Source organism: Streptomyces sp. NPDC048352, from assembly GCF_040651895.1.
Classification (GTDB): Bacteria; Actinomycetota; Actinomycetes; order Streptomycetales; family Streptomycetaceae; genus Streptomyces.
Genome location: NZ_JBEZKZ010000004.1, coordinates 165,453 through 187,755 on the forward strand (window position 1 = coordinate 165,453; position 22,303 = coordinate 187,755).

At 74.1% G+C, this 22,303-nt stretch carries 25 protein-coding genes; 14 read left to right on the top strand and 11 right to left on the bottom strand.

The window, feature by feature from the left end; genetic code table 11:
- Positions 1-38 precede the first annotated feature (38 nt).
- On the top strand, positions 39-446 hold the full coding sequence (locus tag AB0D45_RS04275) for an ATP-binding protein (protein ID WP_362455211.1): 408 nt from the start codon (positions 39-41) through the stop codon (positions 444-446).
- A 30-nt stretch (positions 447-476) separates the two neighbouring features.
- Here the strand turns inward: AB0D45_RS04275 and AB0D45_RS04280 are convergent, their stop codons facing one another.
- Positions 477-797, bottom strand: coding sequence for an STAS domain-containing protein (locus tag AB0D45_RS04280; protein WP_362455212.1), 321 nt, complete (start codon positions 795-797; stop codon positions 477-479).
- A gap of 169 nt (positions 798-966) precedes the next feature.
- Here AB0D45_RS04280 and AB0D45_RS04285 point away from each other — a divergent pair, with 169 nt between their 5' ends.
- A complete protein-coding gene (locus AB0D45_RS04285) occupies positions 967-1,113 on the top strand; it encodes a hypothetical protein (RefSeq protein ID WP_362455213.1) in 147 nt (48 codons plus the stop codon).
- Positions 1,114-1,176: 63 nt separating this feature from the next.
- On the opposite strand, the gene AB0D45_RS04290 is transcribed toward AB0D45_RS04285, so the two are convergent.
- Entirely contained in the window at positions 1,177-1,599 is a 423-nt protein-coding gene (locus AB0D45_RS04290; RefSeq protein ID WP_362455214.1) for a DUF4259 domain-containing protein, read from the bottom strand.
- Positions 1,600-1,675: 76 nt separating this feature from the next.
- Positions 1,676-2,122: an ATP-binding protein gene (locus tag AB0D45_RS04295; protein WP_362455215.1), complete on the bottom strand. Its 447-nt coding sequence runs from the start codon at positions 2,120-2,122 to the stop codon at positions 1,676-1,678.
- Positions 2,123-2,453: 331 nt separating this feature from the next.
- Between AB0D45_RS04295 and AB0D45_RS04300 the strand changes: the two genes are divergently transcribed.
- The 5 genes from AB0D45_RS04300 (at position 2,454) to AB0D45_RS04320 (ending at position 7,387) form a co-directional block, all read left to right on the top strand.
- Positions 2,454-3,818, top strand: coding sequence for an NAD(P)/FAD-dependent oxidoreductase (locus AB0D45_RS04300; protein ID WP_361604519.1), 1,365 nt, complete (start codon positions 2,454-2,456; stop codon positions 3,816-3,818).
- 89 nt (positions 3,819-3,907) lie between these two features.
- Positions 3,908-4,837, top strand: a complete 930-nt coding sequence (locus AB0D45_RS04305; protein WP_362455216.1) for a YihY/virulence factor BrkB family protein — start codon at positions 3,908-3,910, stop codon at positions 4,835-4,837.
- A 7-nt stretch (positions 4,838-4,844) separates the two neighbouring features.
- Positions 4,845-5,306 (top strand): hypothetical protein, encoded by a 462-nt coding sequence (locus AB0D45_RS04310; protein WP_362455217.1) that lies wholly within the window; start codon positions 4,845-4,847, stop codon positions 5,304-5,306.
- Positions 5,307-5,447: 141 nt separating this feature from the next.
- The gene (locus AB0D45_RS04315) at positions 5,448-6,179 is read left to right on the top strand and encodes a hypothetical protein (RefSeq protein ID WP_362455218.1); all 732 of its coding nucleotides are present in this window, start codon (positions 5,448-5,450) and stop codon (positions 6,177-6,179) included.
- Between the two features lie 164 nt (positions 6,180-6,343).
- A complete protein-coding gene (locus AB0D45_RS04320; protein WP_362455219.1) occupies positions 6,344-7,387 on the top strand; it encodes a M36 family metallopeptidase in 1,044 nt (347 codons plus the stop codon).
- 67 nt (positions 7,388-7,454) lie between these two features.
- Here AB0D45_RS04320 and AB0D45_RS04325 read toward each other — a convergent pair whose 3' ends face one another.
- On the bottom strand, positions 7,455-8,528 hold the full coding sequence (locus AB0D45_RS04325; RefSeq protein ID WP_362455220.1) for a helix-turn-helix domain-containing protein: 1,074 nt from the start codon (positions 8,526-8,528) through the stop codon (positions 7,455-7,457).
- Between the two features lie 92 nt (positions 8,529-8,620).
- Between AB0D45_RS04325 and AB0D45_RS04330 the strand changes: the two genes are divergently transcribed.
- Positions 8,621-9,451 (top strand): dienelactone hydrolase family protein, encoded by an 831-nt coding sequence (locus AB0D45_RS04330; RefSeq protein WP_362455221.1) that lies wholly within the window; start codon positions 8,621-8,623, stop codon positions 9,449-9,451.
- A 29-nt stretch (positions 9,452-9,480) separates the two neighbouring features.
- On the opposite strand, the gene AB0D45_RS04335 is transcribed toward AB0D45_RS04330, so the two are convergent.
- Together AB0D45_RS04335 and AB0D45_RS04340 are read right to left on the bottom strand one after the other, a co-directional pair.
- Positions 9,481-9,903 (bottom strand): carboxymuconolactone decarboxylase family protein, encoded by a 423-nt coding sequence (locus tag AB0D45_RS04335; protein ID WP_362455222.1) that lies wholly within the window; start codon positions 9,901-9,903, stop codon positions 9,481-9,483.
- The gene (locus tag AB0D45_RS04340) at positions 9,900-10,565 is read right to left on the bottom strand and encodes a class II aldolase/adducin family protein (protein WP_362455223.1); all 666 of its coding nucleotides are present in this window, start codon (positions 10,563-10,565) and stop codon (positions 9,900-9,902) included. The genes AB0D45_RS04335 and AB0D45_RS04340 overlap by 4 nt, the downstream gene beginning before the upstream one ends.
- Positions 10,566-10,706: 141 nt before the next feature.
- Between AB0D45_RS04340 and AB0D45_RS04345 the strand changes: the two genes are divergently transcribed.
- On the top strand, positions 10,707-11,093 hold the full coding sequence (locus tag AB0D45_RS04345) for a MerR family transcriptional regulator (protein ID WP_362455241.1): 387 nt from the start codon (positions 10,707-10,709) through the stop codon (positions 11,091-11,093).
- A gap of 51 nt (positions 11,094-11,144) precedes the next feature.
- Here AB0D45_RS04345 and AB0D45_RS04350 read toward each other — a convergent pair whose 3' ends face one another.
- A complete protein-coding gene (locus AB0D45_RS04350) occupies positions 11,145-11,822 on the bottom strand; it encodes a hypothetical protein (RefSeq protein WP_362455224.1) in 678 nt (225 codons plus the stop codon).
- 138 nt (positions 11,823-11,960) lie between these two features.
- Positions 11,961-12,548, bottom strand: coding sequence for a putative glycolipid-binding domain-containing protein (locus tag AB0D45_RS04355; protein WP_362455225.1), 588 nt, complete (start codon positions 12,546-12,548; stop codon positions 11,961-11,963).
- A gap of 109 nt (positions 12,549-12,657) precedes the next feature.
- Between AB0D45_RS04355 and AB0D45_RS04360 the strand changes: the two genes are divergently transcribed.
- The 5 genes from AB0D45_RS04360 to AB0D45_RS04380 all read left to right on the top strand — a co-directional run bounded on the left by AB0D45_RS04360 (position 12,658) and on the right by AB0D45_RS04380 (position 18,569).
- Positions 12,658-13,461, top strand: a complete 804-nt coding sequence (locus tag AB0D45_RS04360; RefSeq protein WP_362455226.1) for an alpha/beta hydrolase — start codon at positions 12,658-12,660, stop codon at positions 13,459-13,461.
- A complete protein-coding gene (locus tag AB0D45_RS04365) occupies positions 13,461-14,759 on the top strand; it encodes a SpoIIE family protein phosphatase (protein WP_362455227.1) in 1,299 nt (432 codons plus the stop codon). The genes AB0D45_RS04360 and AB0D45_RS04365 overlap by 1 nt, the downstream gene beginning before the upstream one ends.
- Positions 14,747-15,085: an STAS domain-containing protein gene (locus tag AB0D45_RS04370; protein ID WP_362455228.1), complete on the top strand. Its 339-nt coding sequence runs from the start codon at positions 14,747-14,749 to the stop codon at positions 15,083-15,085. Before AB0D45_RS04365 ends, AB0D45_RS04370 begins: the two co-directional genes overlap by 13 nt.
- A gap of 62 nt (positions 15,086-15,147) precedes the next feature.
- Complete coding sequence (locus AB0D45_RS04375) at positions 15,148-16,737, top strand: FMN-binding glutamate synthase family protein (protein WP_362455229.1); 1,590 nt, start codon at positions 15,148-15,150, stop codon at positions 16,735-16,737.
- Between the two features lie 104 nt (positions 16,738-16,841).
- Complete coding sequence (locus AB0D45_RS04380) at positions 16,842-18,569, top strand: thiamine pyrophosphate-dependent enzyme (RefSeq protein ID WP_362455230.1); 1,728 nt, start codon at positions 16,842-16,844, stop codon at positions 18,567-18,569.
- 22 nt (positions 18,570-18,591) lie between these two features.
- Here AB0D45_RS04380 and AB0D45_RS04385 read toward each other — a convergent pair whose 3' ends face one another.
- The 3 genes from AB0D45_RS04385 to AB0D45_RS04395 form a co-directional block, all read right to left on the bottom strand.
- A complete protein-coding gene (locus tag AB0D45_RS04385; protein ID WP_362455231.1) occupies positions 18,592-19,398 on the bottom strand; it encodes a phosphatase PAP2 family protein in 807 nt (268 codons plus the stop codon).
- A 69-nt stretch (positions 19,399-19,467) separates the two neighbouring features.
- Complete coding sequence (locus tag AB0D45_RS04390; protein ID WP_361607725.1) at positions 19,468-20,448, bottom strand: YihY/virulence factor BrkB family protein; 981 nt, start codon at positions 20,446-20,448, stop codon at positions 19,468-19,470.
- Positions 20,449-20,488: 40 nt separating this feature from the next.
- On the bottom strand, positions 20,489-22,255 hold the full coding sequence (locus AB0D45_RS04395; protein WP_362455232.1) for a diacylglycerol kinase family protein: 1,767 nt from the start codon (positions 22,253-22,255) through the stop codon (positions 20,489-20,491).
- Positions 22,256-22,303 lie beyond the last annotated feature (48 nt).

Below are 22,303 nucleotides of genomic sequence, written 5' to 3' on the forward strand. Positions count from 1 at the left end.
TGCCGCTTAACGGCGAGACCCGGGGGAAGGCGCAGCGCATGGACAAATGGACCAGTACGTCCCGGATCCTGCCGGTCCCGCCTGGGGGCGGCGTGAGCTGCGCGGAGGCGCGGGACACGGCCCGGGCCGTCCTCACCGAGCTGGAGATGGTTCCGGAACGGGTGGAGGACGTGCTGACCGTGGTGAGCGAGCTGATCGCCAACGCGCGCCGGCACGCCGGCGGGGTCACGGCGTTCCAGGTGACGGCCCGTGCCGGCGCCCTCACCGTCGAGGTCTCGGACCGCTCCCCGCGCCTGCCCCAGACCCGGCCGTGGGCGCCCGGGGAACCCGGCGGCTTCGGCTGGCGGCTGGTCAACCAGCTCGCCGACACCACCGACGTCCGCTTCCACCGGAGCTACAAGACCGTCACCGCCACCTTCCTGTACGGCTCCCCCCAGGGGCGCTGACCGCGCCCGCCGGGGGTCCCGCCCCGGCGGTCAGCCCCTTCGGCAGCGGCTGTCGCGGACCTCGAACAGGGGCAGGACGCCGGTCATCTCGAGCAGGCGGTGGAGCTGGTGCGGCAGCGGGCCCTCCAGCACCAGCGGACGTCTGTTGCGCAGGCCGAGCAGCACGTTGAGGAAGGAGGAGTCGGCGAACACCACCCCGCTGACGTCGAGCACCAACCGCTGCGCTCCGGCCGCCTCCTGAGCACAGACGGCCTCCAGCTCCCCGACGGTGTCCAGGTCGAACTCACCCGAACACACGACCACGCACGCACCGTCCGCCTCGGCCCGGACCGTTACCCGCGGCGACTCCATACAGGCCTCCCGTCCCCGTTCTGCGTCGGCGCCACATCCGCCCTTCACCTGCGACCGTACAGGGTCGGGGCGAGCCCGCCCGCGCCGTGGTGACCGGTACGCCACCGTTTCGACGCAGGGTCGCGGGGCACACGACGTAGCGTCACGACGCGCTACCGCAGGAGGACCCGTGTCCGGAATCATCGCGAAGATCAAGCAGTTCACCAGCAGCCCCCAGGGGCAGCGGACGATCGCCTCGGTACGGCGCGCGGCTGCCGACCCGCGCAAGCGGGAGCAGGCCCGCGGCATGCTCCGGCGCCTTCGGGGCAGCCGCTGACCCCTCCGCCCGCTTCCATGGGGGCTAACCGGCCCGCGGCGGTCGGCATCCCGGCACCGGGCGCTACGGCGCCCGGTCGCCGCCCGGATCACGCGGTGCGAGGACGTCCTGCAGGCGGCGGACGTTCGCGCGCCAGGGGCCGCCGTCCTCCCCCGCCCACAGGTCCATGAGCTCGGACGGTCCGGTCATGACGCGGTCGAGGGCCCGGAGGGCGAGGTCGCGCAGACCGGTGAGATCGGGCAGGGGCTCTTCCGGCCCGTACACGGGATCGGCGGGCTCACCCCCCGGGCATTGCGATGCCACGAGTGCGGCCGCGGCCACGGCTTCGTCGGCCCGGGGCGCTTCGAGGACGTCCACGGTGTCGACCACGCGGACGAGTGCGCCGCGCACGAGTCCCTCGCGTTCGCCCGCGGCCGCCTCGTCGAGGTCGCCGCAGAAGTCCGCTGCCGTGTCGTTGTCGAAGGGACCGACATCCCAGGTGCCCATGGACCTCTCCTGCCTCGTGCTGTGACGCGGACATCCTGGCAGGCCGCACGGACAGCGGCAGGCCCCCGGGAGCGCGTCACCCCGCGCGGTCCGCGGTGTCGTCGCCGCCCGGGGCGTGCGGGGGCGGCTGCTGCGGCGGGTGGAAGCAGGCCGTGATCGCCTTGCCGCCGTGGAAGGCATGGGCGTCCCACCGGTCGGCGAGGGCGTCGATGATGGCCAGGCCCCGGCCGGACGTCGCCCGGGTGGAGGCCTGCCGGGGGGCGGGCAGCTGCGGGTCGTCGTCGGCCACGCTGACGTGCAGGCAGGAGCCGTCCCATGTCAGGACGAGCTGGGCACTGCTGTGCGCGTGCACGTGGGCGTTGGTGACCAGTTCGGAGACGGTGAGCAGGATGGAGTGGACCGTGTCGGGGGCGTCCTCCGTCCACGACAGGGTGTTCAGGTGTGCGAGACACCACCGACGGGCCTCACGGACCCCCAGATGGACCGGGAACGACTTGGCCCAACCCACCGCGCGTACCGGCACGGTCCCACCTCACCCTCACTCGACGGGATCGATCGATCGTCAGCTGCGGCCGGCCCGGTGGCGGGGACGGTGGCCGTCCCCCCGGGTGACCAGCAGCAGGGCCAGCAGCATCGGTGCGATCAGCAGAATCATGGTCCCCACGGGAATGCCTCTCCTCGCGATCGGTAGCTCTCGGGCCTGTTCGACGTCTTCGCGTGTTTCCGCCGCTCTTCGGCCGAAACCCCCGAACTGGCGGCCGGCCTCGGCCACCACCGGACCGTTCGACGTGCAGACCGGGGCCGTGCGGGGCAGGTGCGGGGGGACCTGGCAGGCCCGAGAAAGGACGGACACCGTGGGACGACCGAGGATTCTCGTCGTGGGAGCCGGATTCGCCGGTGTCGAGTGCATCCGCCGGCTGGAGCGCAGGCTGACGGCCGCGGAGGCGGACATCGCGCTGGTCACCCCGAACTCCTACCAGCTGTACCTGCCGCTGCTGCCCCAGGTGGCCTCCGGCGTGCTGACCCCGCAGTCCATCGCCGTCTCGCTGCGCCGCAGCAGCCGCTACCGGACCCGGATCATCCCCGGAGGCGCCATCGGCATCGACACCCGGGCGAAGATCTGCGTCGTACGCACGATCACCGGCGAGCTGACGGAACACGCGTACGACCACCTGGTGCTGGCTCCCGGCAGCATCACCCGCACCTTCGACATCCCCGGCCTCACCGAGCACGCCCGGGGCATGAAGACCCTCGCCGAAGCCGCGTACCTGCGCGACCACGTCATCTCCCAGCTCGACCTGGCCGACGCGAGCCAGGACGAGGCGGAGCGGGCCGCGCGGCTCTGCTTCGTCGTGGTCGGCGGCGGGTACGCCGGCACGGAGACGGCCGCCTGCCTCCAGCGGCTCACCCACCATGCCGTGAAGCGCTACCCCCGCCTCGACCCGCGCCAGATCACCTGGCACCTCCTCGACCTCGCCCCGAAGCTGATGCCCGAACTCGGCGACTCCCTGGGGCGGGCGGCCCTGGACATCATGCGCCGCCGCGGCATCCAGGTGTCCCTCGGCGTCAGTGTCGCCAAGGCGGGCCCCGAGGAGCTGACGCTGACCGACGGCCGGGTGCTGCCCAGCCGGACCCTCATCTGGACGGCCGGGGTCGCGGCGAGCCCGCTGATCGGCACGCTCGACGCGGAAACCGTGCGCGGCAGGCTGCTGGTGACCCCGGAGATGACCGTGCCCGGCGCGCCCGGGGTGTTCGCGCTGGGGGACGCCGCGGCCGTGCCGGACCTCGCCGCGCACGAGGAGGGCGCGATCTGCCCGCCCACCGCGCAGCACGCCCTGCGCCAGGGGCGCACGCTCGCGGACAACGTGATCGCGACGCTGCGGAACCAGCCCCTGAAGCCGTACGTGCACAAGGACCTGGGCCTCGTCGTCGACCTGGGCGGCGCCGACGCGGTGTCCAAGCCGCTCGGCATCCCGCTGCGCGGCCTGCCGGCCCAGGCCGTGGCCCGCGGCTACCACTGGTCGGCGCTGCGCACCAACGTCGCCAAGACGCGCGTCCTGACCAACTGGCTGCTCAACGCGGTGGCCGGGGACGACTTCGTCCGGACCGGCTTCCAGTCCTCGAAGCCGCCGACGCTGCGGGAGTTCGAGTACACCGACGCCTACCTGACCCCCGAGCAGGTGAGGGCGCACACGGCGGCGCTGCGCGCCTCCGGCTGAGGGCCGGCCGTGGGGCGACGGGAAGCGGCGCCGGGGGGCCGCTTCCGCCCGTGCGGGATGAGGGCCGTCTGGAGGGGCAGGAGGGCGACGTGGCAGCGAACACTCTCCGCACGCACCGGAGCACCTCGGCGAACCGCTTCCCCGCCTCCGCGAGACGGGTGCGAAGGACCCTGCGCGATACCGCGGTACGGCTCTGGGACGACAACGTCCCCGACTGCGCCGCGGCGCTCACCTACTACGCGGTGCTCGCACTGGTGCCCGCCCTCCTCGTCTCCGTTTCCCTGGTGGGGCTCACCGGCGCGGGCACCCGGGAGCGCCTGATCGTCGACCTGACCTCCTACGCCCCTCCCCAGTCGGCGCAGGTGCTGCGGGAGGCGCTGGACGGCCTCACCTCGCAGCCGTCCTCCCTGTGGGTGCTGCTGTGCAGCGGTGTCCTGAGCGCGCTGTGGTCGGCGTCCAGCTACCTGGCGGTCTTCCGCCGCGCCCTGCACGCGATGCACCGGCTGCCGGACACGCGGCCGCCCCTGCGCGCGGCGCACGTCCTCGTCCTCACCGCCGGCGCGCTGCTGGGCCTGCTGGTGGCGGGCGCGGGGAGCCTCGTCGCGACCGGGCCGGTGGTCCGCCGGCTCGCGGCGGCGGCCGGCTACCCGGCCGGCGACACGATGACCGTGCTGCGGTGGCCGGTGCTCCTGCTGATCGTCACGTCCCTGATCCTCATCCTCTACCGGACCGGGCCCCGCCAGGCCCGCGGAACGCGGCGATGCCTTCCGGGCGGTGCGCTGGCGGCGGTGCTGTGGCTCGGCGCGTCGGGCCTCTTCACGCTCTACACCGAGTCCGGCACCTACAACCGGCTCTACGGTTCGCTGGCCGGCATCGTCGTGTTCCTGGTGTGGCTGTGGGTGACCAACCTCGCGCTGCTCACGGGAGCGCAGTTCAACGCGCTGCTCGCCCGGGAAGCGGCCGACCGCCGACGGCTCGGCGGGGAGCCGGAGCCGGCCCCCGGGCCGGCCGTGTCATGATCGTGCGATGTCCCGCACACCGCGCCCCCAGGAAGCCCTCGCCGCCCTTCGCGGCGAACTGGACGCCGGGCGGCCGACGGGGACCGGGCTGACCGCGCGGAACGCCTGGCCGGCCTACCTGCGCTTCGGCCTGCGGCGCTTCCACCCCGCGCCCGTACCCGACGGTGACGGGCTGCTCTTCCAGTACGGAACGTACGACTTCACCGGCACCGCGATGTTCACCGTGGACCTCACACGGCAGTTCGCGGTCGTGGACGCCGACGGCGAGCACGACCACTACCTCCAGGTGCACCTCGAGCTCCGCTACGAGCCCACCCCCTTCCTGGAAGGTCTCGGGAGCTTCGACTCCTGGTTCTTCCACGACGCCGGCGGCGATGTCGGCCCGTGGGCCGACGCGATGGCCGGGCGCCTGGTGCCGCTGTTCGACCGCGCGCCCCATACGGTCGAGCTCTACGAGGAGAAGGTGTAGGCCGATGCCGGGCGTGCGCGGAGGCGGTGCGCCGCCTTTCCCGTCCACGCCTGAGCCGGCGCGGACACGGCAGGCGGTGGCGGACGCCGGGGGCGGTGTGCGTAAACTCACTTCGGCGCGACCGATGACGACGAGGATTCCATGAACCCCGCCGACGAAGAACCGCAGCAGCTCGACCCGGTGAGTCTCCACAACGCGAGGACGACGCTCGTCCAGCTCCTCGCCCGGTCGGGGGTTCCCTCGGATGCCGCCGAGGAGCTGATCGGGCTCGTGGGGGCCGGCGTGCTCGCCGCAGCCCACAGGGAGATCGCCGGGCCCGGGAGGACCGCCCCCGGCGGGAAGGGCGAACTGTACGCGTCGGGCTGGCTCGACGGTGCTCGCGCCGTCACCGACGAGCTCGGCGACATCGCCGAACGGGCGTTGCGCCAGGCCGTCGGTGCCGATCCCGCGGACGACCCTTCGGGCCCCCGGCCGCCGGTCGGGAGAATGGAGGCGGAGCGGGCGAAGGTGGCGGTGACGCCGCTCTACCTGTCGTTCAGCACTGTCTCCGACCTCGATCCGGAGGTCTCCGAGCAGGTGCTCACCGCCGTCCTCGGCACCTTGAGCCCCCGGCAGCGAGCCGCCTACGCGGGACGGCTCACGCGGTTCGCGGCCGACCACCGGCTCCGCCTGGCACGGCTGTACGCGGAGTTCGGGCCGGGCAGCGCCATCGCCCTGCACGGCCGGTACTCCCTGCTCCACTCCCCCACCAGCCTCGCCGTCCTGGAACGGCTCGTCACGGCGCCGTCGGCGTTGCGCGAGGAGTGGGACGCCGCCGAGCTGCCGCCCGCCTGGCTCGACGGGCTCTCCGCGAGCTGGGCCGCGTCGGCGTAGCAGCGCCCTGGCGCACGCCCCTGGGCATCGCCGTGCTCCGGGCCGCGGTCGTCGAATGGGCATGCCGAACCCTGGCCAAAGCCCGCCGTCGTGGTGAAGGATCACCTCCGCACCACGTCACGCGTGTTTCTCCGGCGCATCACGCCCTTCACAGGAGGATCTCCATGCCCCGCCGTACCCCCCGCGGCCTGATCGCCGCGGCCACCGCCGCCTCCGCCCTGGTCACCCTGGCCGGAACCGCCACGGCCGCCGCACCCGCCCCCGCCGCGCCCCTCCCGCAGGGCCGCGTCTTCATGGTCAACCCGGTCCAGTCCTCGGGCGACCAGACACTCGCCGACGCCAAGGACTCCGCCGACGCCGTTCCCGCCTCCGCCTACGCGACGGCGGCGCTGCGCAACCTGGACGGCAGCGGCGGGCTGTCGGGGAAGTGGGCCAGCGTCAGATCGGACACCGGCACCTCCGCGAAGACCGCGGACGCCGCCTCGTACGACCGCCACGACGACCAGTTCGAGCAGGTCATGGCCTACTTCTGGGTCAACGAGGCACAGGAGTACCTGCAGGGCCTGGGCTTCGGCACCGAGCTTCCCGGGGCCAACGACCGCGTCCAGCCCGTCCGCATCAACCAGTGGGGCGCCGACAACTCGTTCTTCACCGACAAGAAGGCCGAGATCCGCTTCGGCAAGGGCGGCGTCGACGACGCCGAGGACGCGGAGGTGATCGTCCACGAGTACGGCCACGCGGTCCACAACGCGCAGGTTCCCGGTTTCGGCACCTCCCCCGAGGCCGGCGCGATCGGCGAGGCCTTCGGCGACTACCTGGCCGTGGAGGTCGGCACGCACGCCGACGCCCGCTACGGCTGGCCCCGTACGGCGGACGGGGCGTGCGTCGCCGACTGGGACTCGGTCCCCTACAGCGACGCGCCGCACTGCCTGCGCCGGATCGACGGGAACAAGGTCTACGCCGACCGGGTGGGCGAGGTCCACGCGGACGGCGAGATCTGGTCCCGCGCCCTCTTCGACATACGGGGCGCCCTGGGGGCCCGGACCGCCGACCGCGTCATCGTCAACGCCCAGTTCGGGTTCGCCGCCGACACGAGCTTCACGGACGCGGCGCTGAAGACGGTCGCGACGGCCGAGCGCATGTACGGCAAGAGCGCGGCGGACGCCGTGCGCGCCGCGTTCAGGGCCCGTCAGATCCCCGGCGTGTGACCTACTTCCGCCCGGCCCCGGGCCGCACCCTTCCCGGGGCCGGGCGGAGCGGCCCGCGCCGGTCCGGTCACGCGCCGCCGTCCCGGGCGGGTGTACGGGCCGTGCGGCGGAAGGCTGCGCGGTAGGCGCTCGGGCGGTGGCCGGTGTGGCGGGCGAAGAGGGCGGCGAAGGTGCCGGGGTCCTGGTAGCCGACGGCCGCGGCGACCCCGGCGACGGTGCGGTCGGTGGTCTCCAGGAGATGGCGGGCGCGGCGGACCCGGGAGGCCTGCAGGTGGGCCAGGGGGCTGCGCCCGGTCTCCTCGGCGAAGCGGCGCAGCAGCGTGCGGGTGCTGACCCGGAAGGCGTCCGCGAGCGCGGCGAGGTCGTACCGGTCGGCGAGGTTCTGGTCGAGCCGCCGCATGACCCGCTGGGAGAACTCCCGCCCGGGCTGCGGGAGGAGCCGCGGGTCCACGTACGGGGTCTGGGAGGTCCGCGCGTCGTCGACGAGGGCGACCCGGGCGGTGGTGCGAGCCACTCGGGCGCCGTCGTGCCGGCGGATCAGGTCCAGGGCGAAGTCGTACATGGCGCTGAAGGCGGCCGTGGTCGTCACCCCCGTGTCGGTGACGACCAGGTGCTCGGGCCGTACGTCGGCGTCCGGGCAGCGCCTGGCCAGTTCGCCGGCGTGCAGCCAGGAAGTGGTGGCCCGGCGGCCGTCGAGGAGTCCCGCCTCGGCGAGCAGGAACGCGCCGACGCACAGGGAGACGACGGCGGTGCCGGCGGCGGCCTGCGCGCGGATCGCCGCGGTCTCGGGGGCGAGGGGAGCGAGCCGGGCGTCGAGGTCCGCGCCGGGCGGCAGTTCGAAGCCGGGGACGACGAGGACGTCGACCTCGCGCAGGGGACGCACGTCCAGGACCGCGCCGCCCGACGCCGTGACGCGGCGGCGGGGCGAGACGACCGAGACCCGGTAGCCGGGGGCGTCCGGTCCCGCGACGTGCCCGGCCATCGTCAACAGGTCGGGGACGCCGAACACCTCGGACGCGAAGCAGCCGGGGTACGCCAGGACCCCGACGCGCAGCGGGCCCGGCCCGGCGCCGGCCCCCCCGTCCCCGTCCGTACCCGCACCCGCACCGTCGTCCGCCTGTCGCGCCGCCCGCACCGTCACGCCCGCACCCCCTCGGTGTCGTGGCGAGATTACCCCCGTCCTCGGCGATCGCGCCCCTCACCCGGCGGCCGCTCCGGGGGCAGGCTGGCCCCATGAGCGACGACGATCCGATCACGGACTTCACCCGCGGGAGCGTGGCCGTGGAGGAGGTGGTGAAGACGGTGTACGTGTCCGGGGCCGGGCCCGCGGTCGTGGTGCTGCCGGAGATGCCGGGCATCAGTCCCGACGTCCTGCGGCTCGCCCGCTGGGTCCGGGACGCGGGCTTCACCGTGTACGTGCCCTCCCTGTTCGGGACGGACGGCGCCTTCCCGACGGCCCGGGGCGGCCGGGAGGTCGTCCGCCGCGCCTGTGTCAGCGCGGAGTTCCGGGCCTTCGCCGGTGGCGGTACCAGCCCGGTGACGCTCTGGCTCCGCGGCTTGGCGCGCCAGGCCCACACGGCGTGCGGCGGGCCCGGGGTGGGCGCGATCGGCCTCTGCTTCACCGGCAACTTCGCCCTCACGATGGCCCTGGAGCCGGCGGTGATCGCTCCGGTGGTCAACCACCCGTCGCTGCCGCTCGACGACCCGGGCGGGATCGAGCTCGACCCCGAGGACGCCCGGGCGGTGCGTGACCGGCTCGACCGTGACGGACTGACCGTCCTCGCCTACCGCTTCGAGGGCGACCGCTGGTGCACGGGGCAGCGCTTCGCCGCCTACCGCGCGCTGCTCGGCGACTCCTTCGACGGGCGCGTCCTTCCGGACAGCGCCGCCAACCCGGCCCCGCCGCCCTTCTTCGCCGACCTCGTCGGCACCCCGCACAGCGTCGTCACCGCCCATCTCGTCGACGAGGCCGGCCATCCCACGGTCCGGGCCCGCGACGAGATCCTCGCCTTCCTGACCCACCGCCTGCACCCGCACGGGAGCCGGCCCGTGCCCCCGGTCTGAGCCGGGGACTCCGGGGGGCGTCCGCGGGGTCAGGCGCCGGGAGGCCGTACGCCTCCCCCAGCGCCTCCGTCCGCGAGGAGTTCGGCGACGATCTCGGTGCCGAGGGCGTACGCCGGCACGCCCGCGGTGATGAGCGCGGTCTCGGCGACCCCGATGAGGTCCGCGACGCCCGCCCCGGCGTGGAGGGCTCCCCGGGCGTGGATCCGGGCGGGGTGCGCCCGGCCGAGGGCCAGCAGCTGGCCGAAGTGGACGAGCTGCTGCACCCGTCCGCCCAGGGGGCTGTCGGTCAGCACGATGTGCCGCAGCGCCGCGATCGCCTCCTCGGTGGGAAGCCGGCCGAAGTCCTGTGCCAGGCGCAGCCGCTCCTGCACTCCCTCCGGTACGGCTCCCAGGGTGGAGCGGTAGCGGTCCCGTACGGCCTCCGCCCGCGCGGCGGGGGTGTCGTCCGTCATGACGTCGCCCGCGCGAGCTCGGCCCGTACGGCTTCCCGGGCACCGGGGGGAAAGTCCACCGCCCCGCCGATCGCCGCCGCCGCGAGCTCCGCCTCGGCGCTCTCCTCGATCGCCACCAGCAGGTGGGCGGTGGCCGAGGCGTCCGGGCCGAACACGAGGAGGCCGTGGTTGGCCAGCAGGACCGCGGCCGTCGTCGGGCGCCGCTCCAGGACGTCGGCGATGCCGCGCACCGAGACGTCCGACCCGCGCGGCCCCCAGGGGACCACCGGCACCTCTTCGGCCTGTCCGAAACGCAGCATCGGCTCGGTGCGGCAGGGCAGCGGCCGGTGGGCCACGGCGAAAGCGGTCGCCGCGGGCGAGTGCGTGTGGATGACCGCGCCCACGTCGGGGCGCGCCCGGTAGACGACGCTGTGCATGGCGATGATCTCGGCGCTGACGGACTGCAGTTCGCCTTCGAGCACCTGTCCGTCGAAACCGACGGTCGCCAGGTGTTCGGGCCGTACCCCGCGGACGAATCCCGGGGTCAGCAGGAGGCGTTCGCCGTCGAGCCGCGCGCTGAGGTTGGCGTGCCCGGAGTGCGACATCACCCCCGCCGCGAACAGCCTCTCGGCCGCCTCCACCAGGCGGTCGGCCCGCTCCTTCACCCTCTGCGTTCCGGTCATGCGGCATCTCCCGAGTCCGTTGCGGCGGCCGCTCCCCGGCCGCCGTCCGCGTGGGAACCACTCTTCAACTTGAACTAAGGTTCAAGTCAAATGCCGGGCCCACGGGAAGAGCGCCAGAACCAGGAGGGACCGTCCGTGCCCATGACGATCGGCCGGCTCGCCGACATCACCGGAGTGCCCGCCTCGGCCATCCGGTACTGGGAGCGCCACGGTCTGCTCCCGCCCCCGGAACGCCGGAGCGGCCAGCGGCGCTATCCGCCGGAGGCCGCCGAGCGGATCATCATCCTGCGCAAGTGCCAGCAAGCCGGGCTCACGCTGGCCGAGATCAGGGAGTTCCAGCGGGACCAGCCCCGGCGGGAGGCGATGATCCGCGCCAAGATCACCGAGATCGAGCAGCGCATGGTCGATCTCGACCACGCCCATCAGCTGCTGACCCACGCCGTTCAGTGCGGTGAGCAGGACATCGTCCGGTGCCCGAAGTTCCGCGAGCAGATGAGGGCCTGGCAGACGCCGGACCCGCCGCCGTGAGGGGGGCGCGGGCCGTCGGCCGTCCACCGAAGGGCCGCCGAGGGCCCGGGATCACCCGCTGCCGGTGGTCGTCCGCTGCTGGTGGCGCAGCCAGGCGGTCAGCGCTGCCTGGAGTTCGGCCACTTCCCGGCGGGTGAGGTCCTCGCCCACGCCGCCGGCGTGCAGGCGTACGCCCGTGGTCGTGACCGTCCACCGCGCGCCGGGCCGCGGGCCGGAGGCCAGCGGGCGCCCCTCGGCCAGCGCGCGCAGCGCTTCCCGGACCAGCGGGGGCACGCCGGCCGAGCCGGGCGGGAAGGGGGCGCGGGGCCGGGGCACGAGCCCGATCTCCGTGTAGAACGCGGCCAGGGCGTCGTCCAGCGTCCGGGGGCCCGCGGGCGCGGCGCCGGTGAACTCCTCGATGAGTTCCGGGTGCGGGCGCGGGGCGCGGGGGCCGAACGGCTCGGCGTGCAGGGGGCGCTCATCGGTGTCCAGGCGTACGCACGCGGGCGGGATCAGCTCACGGTCGAAGCCCCTGTGGTGCAGGGCGGCGTACACCTTGCGCAGCTCGGCGGCCTGACGCGGCACGGGATGCGGGTCCGGGGCCACGGGCGGATGGGGCCTGGTGGGCCGGGGCGCCATCCCGAGCAGGCCCGTGGACTGGTGCAGCACGCCCGCCTGGGTCAGTACCACCGTGGCCTGCCGGCCCTTCGTATCCGAGCCGAGCCGGAAACCCACCACCGTCGTGCCCATGTGACCGGCCCCTCCCCATCCGCCGCTCCGGCGCGGCCTGTCGGCCACGCTAGCCAGAACCGCGTGCCGGGGAGGCCGAGGACGGCGAATTCCGCCCCTGCGCGGCCTCACGTGGTATGGCGGGCGGGGCGGTGGCGGTCAGGGGGCGATGCGGCGGGCCAGGCGCGGGTACTCGGTGACCAGGCCGTCCGCGTCGAACTCCACGTCGGCGGCGAAGCCCTCGGAGGCGTAGCGGACGACGGCGCCGCCGGCGGCGGTGCGGCCCAGGTGGGTGTACGTCTGGCGGGAGGGCCGTACGGTCAGGTCCGGTACGGACACCCAGGCCATCAGGAATCGGTGCTCGCCGGGTTCCCGGTGCAGGGCGTGACGGAGTACGGGCATGGTGTTGGTGAGGGGGCACAGCCCGAGGTCGCAGTCGAGCGCCCCCTCCAGATCCGGCCGGGCCCCGCCGTCGACGGTCCAGCCGCCGGCCGTCGACCGCCGCAGCTCCAGTTCCCGGCTCCCGTGCGCGTCCTCGACCCGTACCGTCAGCTGCCGGGTGACGAAGTCCGCGCCGGTGGTCTCCAGTGCGTACGAGAGCCAGTACGGCTCCGGTTCCCGGCCGGCGGCCCGGCCCCGGCCCCGGAGTACGGCCGGCCCCGCCGGGTCGTGACCGATCTCCACCCAGGCGGTCTCGAGCCCGCCGCTCGCCGTTACGTCCCAGGTCAGCACATGGTGTCCGGTCACGTGCCCCAACCTACCCCCGGCGAAGGACACGATTCGGGGCAGGCCCCCCGGCCGGCGTCCCCGGGGTGGGGTGCCGCCGTGGTGCCCGGGGCTTGAGAGACTGGTGGGTATGGACATCGCCCGCAGGAACAACATCACCGTCGTCGGCAACCCGAAGGGACCGGCGGTGGTGCTGGCGCACGGCTTCGGCTGTGATCAGAACATGTGGCGGCTGACGGTGCCCGCGCTGGTCCAGGACTACCGGGTCGTGCTGTTCGACTACGTCGGCTCGGGCCGCGCGGACGGGTCCGCGTTCTCCGAGGACCGCTACTCCTCCCTGGACGGCTACGCCCGGGACGTGGTGGACGTGTGCGAGGCCCTCGACCTTCGTGACGCGGTGTTCGTGGGGCATTCGGTCAGCGCCATGGTGGGGGTGCTGGCCGCCGGCATGGCCGCGGAGCGCATCGGGGCGCTGGTGATGGTCGCGCCGTCGCCGCGGTACATCGACGACGAGGGCTACCGGGGCGGCTTCAGCGCCGAGGACATCGACGAGCTGCTGGTCTCCCTGGAGTCGAACTACCTGGGCTGGTCGGCGGCGATGGCTCCGCTGATCATGGGGAACGAGGACCGGCCCGAGCTCGGTGAGGAGCTGAAGAACAGCTTCTGCGCCACCGATCCCGACATGGCGCGCGTCTTCGCCCGGACGACGTTCCTCTCGGATTCCCGAGACGACCTGAAGCGCGTGAGCGTGCCGACGCTGGTGCTGGAGTGCACCCAGGACGTGATCGCGCCCCGGGAGGTCGGCGCCTTCGTCCACCGGGCGGTGCCGGGCTCGACGCTCGTGACGCTGGAGGCGACCGGGCACTGCCCGCACCTGTCCGCACCCGAGGCAACCAACGAGGCGCTCCTGGAGTTCCTGGCCGGCCTGCGATGATGTGCCGCCTCGGGCAGCAGCCCGAGCCGCAGGACGGCGACGACCGGACGGCCCCGGACGCGGCGTTCGCGGCACTGCTGGAAGACAGCGCCGAGGACCTGTACGAGAACGCGCCGTGCGGATACCTCTCGACGCTGATGGACGGCACCATCGCCAAGATCAACGGCACGCTGCTGGACTGGCTCGCCCTGGAGCGGGAGGCGGTGGTCGGCCGGATGCGGTTCACCGACCTGCTGACCGTGGGCGGCAAGCTCTACCACGAGACGCATTTCGCGCCGCTGCTGCGCATGCAGGGCGAGATCAGCGGGATCGCGCTGGAGATCAAACGGCACGGCGGCGGCCGGATACCGGTGCTGGTCTCCTCGGTGATCAGGCGCGGCACCACCGGCGAGCCCCTGCTGATCCGCACCACCGTCTTCGACGCCCGGGAGCGGCGCGCCTACGAGGAGGAGCTCCTGCGGCGGCGCAAGGTCGCCGAGGAGGCGCAGAAGCGGGCGGAGGCCGACCGCGCCCGGCTCCAGGCCGTCCTCGCCACGCTCCAGCAGTCGCTGCTGCCCACGACCCTGCCGCCGGTCGAGGGAGTGGAGACGGCCGCCTACTACCACACCGCCTCCCCCGACCAGCTCGGCGGCGACTTCTACGACGTCTTCCCCGTCGACGGGAAGCGCTTCGGCTTCTTCCTCGGCGACGTGTGCGGGAAGGGGCCCGAGGCCGCCGCGGTCACCTCGCTGACCCGCTACACCCTGCGCGCCGCGGCCCTGCACGACCCCGAACCCGTCTCCGCCCTGACCACCCTGAACAAGGTGCTCCACGAGCGGTACGCCGCCGGCGGGGACCCGCGCTACTGCACGGCCGTCTACGGCACCCTGCGACGCGACGGCGAGACCGGAGAGGTCACCGTCCACCTCGCCTCGGGCGGCCACCCCCCGGCGCTCGTCCTGCGCGCCGACGGCACGGCGGAGTACCTGCCCACCCCCGGCGGCCTCCTCGTCGGCATCCTGCCCGACGCGCCCTTCACGACCGCCACCACCGTCCTCGGCCCCGGCGACACCCTCCTGCTCTACACCGACGGCCTGACCGAGGCGCGTACCGGCGACACCCGCACCAGCCTGTACGGCCAGGAGGCCCTGCTCGCCTTCGCCGCCGGCCAGGCCGGCAAGCCCGCCCCCGCCGTGGTGCAGGCCGTGACCGGCCTGCTGGCCGGTTTCGGTGACGGCCTCGACGACGACACCGCCGTGCTCGCGCTCGGCGTCCCCGCCGCCCGCCCCACGACGGGAGACCCCGCATGCGCTCGCTGACCATCACCGCCGCAGACGCCGCCACCGGTCCCGTTCTGGAGATCATCGGCGATCTTGACTACGCCAGTGCCCCCCTGCTGCGCGAACGGCTCACCACGCTCGTCCTCCAGCCGGGCCAGCGCCTCGTCCTCGACCTGGGCCGCATGGAGTTCTGCGACTCCAGCGGCCTGACCGCCCTGCTCGCCGCCCGCAGCCACGCCCACGCCGCCCGGGCGGACATCGCGCTGGCCGCGCTGCCCGCCCACACCCTGCGCATCCTGCGCATCGTCGGCCTCGACCAGGTCCTGCCCCTCTACCCCGACCGGGAGGCGGCCACCCGCACCTGACCCCTGGGCCCCGGTGATCACCGCCGAATGCGCGGATGCCGTGCGGGCATGAGCGGGGGGTGATGACGAAGCTCAAGGTGATGACGTTCGCGCTGCCGGGCGTCCTGGCGTGCGGCGCCGCCGCGGCCGCGGTGACGCTCTCCGCCTGGTGGTGGTTCCTGGCCGTGCCGATGGCCGTCCTCGTGGCGGTGGGGGTGTGGGACGTGTGCCAGCGCAGGCACTCCGTCCTGCGCAACTACCCGCTCCTCGGCCATTTCCGGTTCGCGATGGAGGCGGTGCGACCGGAACTCCAGCAGTACTTCATCGAACGCAACTTCGACGGCCGTCCCTTCGACCGCGACACCCGCAGCATCGTCTACGAGCGCGCCAAGGGAACCGACGCCGAGGAGCCGTTCGGCACGGAGCGTGACCTCTACGAGCCGGGCAGCGAGTACCTCATGCCCTCCATGGCCCCGCGGCCGGTCCCCGAGGACCCCCCGCGGATCAGGGTCGGCGGCCCCGACTGCACCCGCCCCTACGACATGGCCCTGCTCAACGTCTCGGCCATGAGCTTCGGCTCCCTGTCGGCGCAGGCCGTCACGGCGCTCAACACCGGTGCCCGGCGGGGCGGCTTCGCCCACGACACGGGCGAGGGCGGCCTGTCCGAGTACCACCTGCGTCCGGGCGGCGACCTGGTCTGGGAGATCGGCACCGGCTACTTCGGCTGCCGCACCGGGGACGGCCGCTTCGACGAGCGGCAGTTCGCCGAGAAGGCCGCCCACGACCAGGTGAAGTGCCTTTCGCTGAAGCTGAGCCAGGGCGCCAAGCCGGGCATCGGCGGGGTGCTCCCCGGGGCGAAGGTCAACGGCGAGATCGCTTCGGTCCGCGGGGTGCCCGAGGGGGTCACCGTCGTCTCGCCGCCCTACCACACGGCGTTCTCCACGCCCCGCGGGCTGGTCCGCTTCCTCGCGCGCATGCGTGAGCTGGCGGACGGCAAGCCGGTCGGCTTCAAACTCTGCGTCGGCTCGCGCCGGGAGTTCCTCTCCGTGTGCAAGGCCATGCTGGACGAGGGCACCGCCCCGGACTTCATCATCGTCGACGGCGCCGAGGGCGGCACCGGTGCCGCGCCCCTGGAATTCGCCGACCACGTCGGGCTGCCGCTCACGGACGGCCTGATCACCGTCCACAACGCCCTCGTCGGCACGGGCCTGCGCGACCGGATCAGGATCGGCGCCAGCGGCAAGGTCGCCACCGGGGGCGACCTTGTCAAACGTCTCGCGCAGGGCGCCGACTACGCCAATGCCGCCCGGGCCATGATGTTCGCCCTCGGATGCATCCAGGCGCAGCGGTGCCACACCAACACCTGCCCCGTGGGCGTCGCCACCCAGGACCCCCGCCGCGCGGCGGCCCTCGACGTGGACGACAAGTCGGGGCGCGTGCACCGCTACCAGCGGGCCACGGTCGAGAGCGCCCTGCAGATCATGGCGGCGATGGGCGTCGACCATCCGCGGGAGCTGCACCCCGGGCTGCTGCTGCACCGCGTCGATCCCCACACCGTCCGCTCCGGTGCGCAACTCTACGAGTGGCTGGCCCCGGGGCAGCTCCTCGACGAGGCGCCCCGCTCCTGGGCCGAGGACTGGGCTGCCGCCGACCCCGGCCGGTTCGCCCGCTGACGCGCCCGCCCCGACCCGTCCGATCACCGACCTGCTCCCCCGCCGACCCGCGAGAAGACCGGCGTACGACCACCCATCCCACGACCGACAGGACTGGACTGCCCATGACACGCACCGTTGCCCGAGCGATCGTCGACGCACTCAAGGAACTCGACGTCCACCACGTCTTCGGCGTCGTCGGCGACGCCCTCAACCCCCTCACGGACGCGATCCGCACCACCGACGGCGTGGACTGGGTCGGCTGCCGCCACGAAGAGGCGGCGGCGTTCGCGGCCGGCGCGCAGGCCCAGCTCTCGGGCCGGCTCGGCGTCTGCATGGGCACCGTCGGCCCCGGCTCCGTCCATCTCCTCAACGGGCTCTACGACGCCGCCAAGAGCCACGCCCCCGTCCTCGCCATCTGCGGCCAGGTCCCGCTCGCGGAGATGGGCACCGACTACTTCCAGGAAGTCGACAACGAGCAGCTCTTCCGTGACGTCGCCGTCTACCGGGCGACCGTCACCTCCCCCCAGCAGATGCCGCGGATGCTGGAGTCCGCGGTCCGCGCGGCGATCAGCCAGGGCGGCGTGGCCGTCCTCACCGTCCCCGGCGACCTCGGCGACCAGGAGATCGAGGACGACCGTCCCGCGCGCTTCGCCCTGGACCGGCCGGTGACCCGGCCCGACGATCCCGCCCTCGCCGAAGCCGCGCAGCTCGTCAACGCCGGGTCCAAGACCACCCTGCTGGTCGGCCAGGGCGCCCGGGAGGCCCGCGAGGAGGTGCTGCGCCTGGCCGAACTGCTGAGCGCGCCCATGGTGCTCACCCTGAAGGCCAAGGAGGGCTTCGAGCACGAGAACCCGTATCAGGTGGGCCAGACCGGCCTGATCGGCAACCCGGCCGCCTCCCACGCCCTCGACCAGTGCGACACGCTGCTCATGCTGGGCACCGACTTCCCCTACACCGACTGGTACCCCACCGACTGCAAGGTCGTCCAGATCGACACCCGCGGCGAACACCTCGGCCGGCGGGTCCCGGTGGACGCGGGTCTGGCCGGGGACGTCGGCGCCACCCTGCGTGCTCTGCTCCCGCAGCTGAAGGCGGTGTCCGACCGCTCCCACCTCGACGACTCCCGCTCCCGCTTCGACTCCTGGACGGAGTCCCAGTACAAGCTCGCCGACCCCCGTCACGACCGCCGCTGGACGGGCAAGCTGCGCGCGCTGGTGGACAACCGGGACCACGACATCCGCCCCGAGGCGCTGGCCGCGTGCGTGGAGCGGCACGCCGACGACGACGCGGTGTTCACCGCCGACACCGGCATGGCGACCGTCTGGCTCTCCCGGTTCGTCACCATGCGCGGGACGCGGCGGCTGCTCGGGTCCTTCAACCTCGGCTCGATGGCGAACGCGATGCCGCAGGCGCTCGGCGCCCAGCTGTGGGCGCCCGACCGCCAGGTGGTCGCGTTCTGCGGCGACGGCGGGCTGAGCATGCTGCTCGGCGACCTGATGACGATCAAGACGTACCGGCTGCCGGTCAAGCTCGTCGTCTTCGACAACCGGCGCCTGGGCATGGTGAAGCTGGAGCAGGAGCAGGCGGGCCTGCCCGAGTTCGGCACGGAACTCGACAACCCGGACTTCGCCGCCGTGGCGACCGCCCTCGGCCTGACCGGCATCCGCGTCACCGAGCCGTCGGCGCTGGACGACGCCGTGCGCCAGGCGTTCGACACGCCCGGCCCGGTCCTCCTCGACGTGCTGACCAACCCGCAGGAGATCGCCGTACCGGGCAAGCCGACCGTGAGCCAGGGCTGGGGCTTCGCCATCGCCAAGGTCAAGGAGACCCTCACGAGCGACGGGGGCTGACCCCCGCCTCGACGGCGGGTGTTCAGGGACGGTCCGGGACACCCACCGGCGGCTCGGGGTGCTCGGAGCGGATCTCCGGCTCCAGACCCTGCGCGGGCGTGGTGCGCAGGCGCCCGACGTCGGCCCGCCAGGCCTCGAAGGCCAGGGTCGTCGCCGTCACCACGGCCAGGCCGAGCAGCCAGCCCCCCGCCACGTCGCTCACCCAGTGCACGCCGAGCGCCACCCGGGTGTAGCCGACGCCCACCACCGTGACCGCCGCCAGCACCCACGCGAGGGGGCGCAGGCGGCGGGGCACCAGCGGCAGCAGCGCCAGCAGCAGCACCGCGCAGGACGTGGTGGCCGTCATCGCGTGGCCGGAGGGGAAGGAGAAGCCGGGCGCCTCGGCCACCGGGTCCGGCAGGTGGGGGCGGGCCCGTGCGACCACGTGCTTCACCAGGAGGCCGAGCAGGCCCCCGGCGGTCGCGGTGACGGCCGCCCACACCGCCAGCCGCAGCGCCCCGCGCAGCAGGAGCCACACCACCAGCGCCGCCACCAGCAGCCGCATCGTCACCGGGTCCCAGGCCACGTCCGTCAGGAAGCGGAGCACCCGCACCCACGCGGGATGCTCCAGCGCGGCCGCGTGCAGCCGCTCCGCCGTCCGGTGGTCCAGCCGGGCCAGCGGCGGCCACTGCGACTCGACCAGCAGCAGGGCGAGCGCGAAGGGCACGGACACCAGGGCGGTGGCGGCCACCGTCGTCAGCAGCCGTGCGCCGAACCGCGCGTCGGGTCCCGTGCGGCCGGAGACGAGCCGGGCGAGCAGTCGCCGCGGGCGGGTGGTCAGTCGTGCCATGGTCGCGGTGTTTCCTTTCGGGGGTTCCTCCGCGGCGCGCCCGGGGTGCCGTCCCGGCGCGCCGCGCGTTCAGACGCCGGGGTCCTCGGTGACCGGTTCCCTCACCCCGGCCCGTACGGCCTCCAGCTGGGCGGCGAAGGCCAGCCCCAGGAACAGGGCCATCGAGGTCAGATAGGACCACAGCAGCAGCGACACGAACGCGCTGAGGGGTCCGTACACGGTGGCGAAGGAGCCGCTGGCCCCGACGTACAGGCTCAGCCCCCAGGTGGCCAGCAGCCACAGCACCAGGTACACCGTCGCACCGAAGGCGAGCCAGGTGTAGCCGGGCTGGGTGCGGCGGGGGGAGAGGCGGAAGACGGCGCTGGTGGCGAGCAGGGCCAGCAGCACCCCGACGGGCCAGCGCAGCAGGTCCCAGGCGCGGATGGTGCCGGGGCTGAGGTGGTAGACCTCGGCCACGGCGCGGTTCAGGTGGGCGCCGAGGACGGTGACCGCGAAGCTGAGGCCGAGGGGCAGGCCGGCCAGTACCGACATCACCAGCCCGCGGGTGTACTTGTACAGGAACGGCCGGTCGCGTTCCGTTCCGTAGATGCGGTTGGCGCCCCGCTCCACCTGGCACAGGGCGGTGGTCACGTTGACGACGGAGAACAGCAGGCCGAGCCAGAGGGCGAGCTCGCTCCCGTCACCGGAGTGGTGCCGGCTCTGCGCCAGCGCGTCGTCCACCACCTCCTGGCTCGGCCCGCTCGCCAGCCGTCGTATCGTCAGTTCCGCCACCCGGCCGATGTCCTCGGTGTGCAGCGCGCTGGACAGTCCGATGACGGCGATGGCCATCGGGACGATCGACAGCACCGTCTGCAGGGCCAGCGCCCTGGAGTGGCTGAAGCCGTCGGCGTAGCGGAACCGGATGAAGGAGTCCCGTACGAGGCTCCAGCCGCCGTAGCGCCTCAGCGCGGCCAGAGCCTCTTCGGCGGAGAGCTCCTCGCCCTCCACCTCCAGTTCGGCTTCGACCGCCGCCACCTCTTCGCGCTGCGGTACCCGCGTCGCGGTTCCCATGACCGTCACCCCCTGTCGAAGTCGTGTGTCCGGCGGCGCTTCAGCCGCCGACGGTGTGCGCGGTGCGCCCGGTGCGTCCCGCGGCCGCCGCCGTACGCCCCGGCTCGTGCGGTGCGCGGGGCGGCAGCCAGATCCGCAGCGCGCCCGGTTCCACCTCGGCGCTCAGCCGGGTGCCGGGGCCGATGACGTCGCCGTCGAGCTCGCGCGGCTGGGGCCGGGCGAAGCGGATGTCGACGCGTACGGCGCTGAAGTACTCCAGCGCGCCGCCGGCCACCCTGCCGTACCCGCCGCCGGGGCCCGCCTCCTGACGGCCGGGCAGCATGCGCGCCGTGAGGTGTCCCGCGGCCGCGAGCCAGCCGCGGGCCCCGCGCGGATCGAGCAGCACCACCTCCAGGCGGCCGCTGTCGGGCCGGGCGTCGGGCAGCAGCGGCAGCCCGCCCTGGAGCGTGCCGACGTTGCCGATGACGACCATGCGGGCGCGGCGCTCCCGTACGGGGCCGCCGTCCAGCCGGATCGACAGGCGCATCCGGGGGTCCCCCAGGTGGCGGACCGCGGACAGGACGTACGCGGCCCAGCCGAGGCGCTCCTTCGCCCGCTCGGAGGCGTCGGCGACCATGGCGGCGTCGAAGCCGGCTCCCGCCATGACGGTGAACCGGGCCGCCGCCGGCCCGTCGCCCGTGACCCGGCCCACGTCGATCCGCGCGGTCTCCCCGGACAGGGCCGCCTCCAGCGCGGCGGCCGGATCGGAGGGCAGCCGCAGGTTGCGCGCCAGCAGGTTGCCGGTGCCGCAGGGGACCACCGCGAGCGGGATCCCGGTGCCGGCCAGCACGTCGGCGCAGGCCCGTACGGTGCCGTCGCCGCCGCAGACCACGACGAGCGCGGTGTCCTCCTCGGCGATCCGCCCCGCGAGGCCGCCGGCGGCGTCCTCGGCGGATGTCGGCGCCCATTCCTGGTCGGCGTAGCCGTGGCGGCGCAGGACGTCCCGCACGCGGTCGGCCAGTTCCGGCCCGCAGCCGTGCGGGTGACGCACCACCACGGCCCGCCGGGGCGTCCCGTCGGCGGCGCGGGGGGTGCGGGCGGCCGGGAGCCGCTCGGCCGGGATCGGACCGGGAGCCGGGTCCGCGGGTGGCCGGTGCCGCGCCGGCAGCAGCAGCGCGTACGCCAGGACGAGCAGGGTGCAGGTGCCGTTGAGCAGGCCGCCCACCACGTCGGAGGGGTAGTGCATCCCGCGGTAGACCCGGGAGAACGCCACGGCGACCGGAACGATCAGCAGGGCGGTGACGAGGGCGTGCCGCAGCCACCGGCGTGCGCCGTGCGGCTGGAGCGCGACGAGGACGGCGAGGCCGCCGAACAGGGCCACGGAGGCCCCGACGTGCCCGGAGGGGAAGCTGGACGTCGGCGGCGCGGCGTCGAGGTGCGGCACGTGCGGACGCGACCGCTCCACCACCATGGTGACCAGCAGGAAGACCGCCGACTGCGCGGCCACGGCCCCGGCGAGGAACAGCGCTTGCCGCAGCCACCGTCCGCGCGAGAACGCCAGCATCGCGGCGACGGCGAGGAGGGTGAGGGCGATGATGCTCTGGGTGCCGGCCAGGAGGGAGAGCCACTCCGAGAACGGGGTGGCGGGGCCCCCGCGGTGCGCGGCCAGGCCGCGGTTGACGCCGCCTTCCGCCGCCACCGGCCACAGGTGCGCCAGCGGACCGGTGATCATCAGCCCGATGCCGGCCATCATGGCCGCCTGTACCGGCAGCAACAGCAGTACGGGAAGGCGGCCTGGTCCCACGGCCGCACCACGCTCAGGTCTCATTGACGGCGTGTAACCCGCCGCGGCCCGCTCATGCGCGTCCGGCGCGAT

Coding starts and splice junctions, on each gene's coding strand:
- AB0D45_RS04365 (WP_362455227.1), top strand. CDS start 13,461: ATGTGCCGCCTCGGGCAGCAGCCCGAGCCGCAGGACGGCGACGACCGG.
- AB0D45_RS04390 (WP_361607725.1), bottom strand. CDS start 20,448: ATGGGAACCGCGACGCGGGTACCGCAGCGCGAAGAGGTGGCGGCGGTC.
- AB0D45_RS04370 (WP_362455228.1), top strand. CDS start 14,747: ATGCGCTCGCTGACCATCACCGCCGCAGACGCCGCCACCGGTCCCGTT.
- AB0D45_RS04330 (WP_362455221.1), top strand. CDS start 8,621: ATGAGCGACGACGATCCGATCACGGACTTCACCCGCGGGAGCGTGGCC.
- AB0D45_RS04375 (WP_362455229.1), top strand. CDS start 15,148: ATGACGAAGCTCAAGGTGATGACGTTCGCGCTGCCGGGCGTCCTGGCG.
- AB0D45_RS04395 (WP_362455232.1), bottom strand. CDS start 22,255: ATGAGACCTGAGCGTGGTGCGGCCGTGGGACCAGGCCGCCTTCCCGTA.
- AB0D45_RS04275 (WP_362455211.1), top strand. CDS start 39: ATGGACAAATGGACCAGTACGTCCCGGATCCTGCCGGTCCCGCCTGGG.
- AB0D45_RS04345 (WP_362455241.1), top strand. CDS start 10,707: ATGACGATCGGCCGGCTCGCCGACATCACCGGAGTGCCCGCCTCGGCC.
- AB0D45_RS04360 (WP_362455226.1), top strand. CDS start 12,658: ATGGACATCGCCCGCAGGAACAACATCACCGTCGTCGGCAACCCGAAG.
- AB0D45_RS04310 (WP_362455217.1), top strand. CDS start 4,845: ATGTCCCGCACACCGCGCCCCCAGGAAGCCCTCGCCGCCCTTCGCGGC.
- AB0D45_RS04385 (WP_362455231.1), bottom strand. CDS start 19,398: ATGGCACGACTGACCACCCGCCCGCGGCGACTGCTCGCCCGGCTCGTC.
- AB0D45_RS04280 (WP_362455212.1), bottom strand. CDS start 797: ATGGAGTCGCCGCGGGTAACGGTCCGGGCCGAGGCGGACGGTGCGTGC.
- AB0D45_RS04350 (WP_362455224.1), bottom strand. CDS start 11,822: ATGGGCACGACGGTGGTGGGTTTCCGGCTCGGCTCGGATACGAAGGGC.
- AB0D45_RS04315 (WP_362455218.1), top strand. CDS start 5,448: ATGAACCCCGCCGACGAAGAACCGCAGCAGCTCGACCCGGTGAGTCTC.
- AB0D45_RS04380 (WP_362455230.1), top strand. CDS start 16,842: ATGACACGCACCGTTGCCCGAGCGATCGTCGACGCACTCAAGGAACTC.
- AB0D45_RS04340 (WP_362455223.1), bottom strand. CDS start 10,565: ATGACCGGAACGCAGAGGGTGAAGGAGCGGGCCGACCGCCTGGTGGAG.
- AB0D45_RS04290 (WP_362455214.1), bottom strand. CDS start 1,599: ATGGGCACCTGGGATGTCGGTCCCTTCGACAACGACACGGCAGCGGAC.
- AB0D45_RS04335 (WP_362455222.1), bottom strand. CDS start 9,903: ATGACGGACGACACCCCCGCCGCGCGGGCGGAGGCCGTACGGGACCGC.
- AB0D45_RS04320 (WP_362455219.1), top strand. CDS start 6,344: ATGCCCCGCCGTACCCCCCGCGGCCTGATCGCCGCGGCCACCGCCGCC.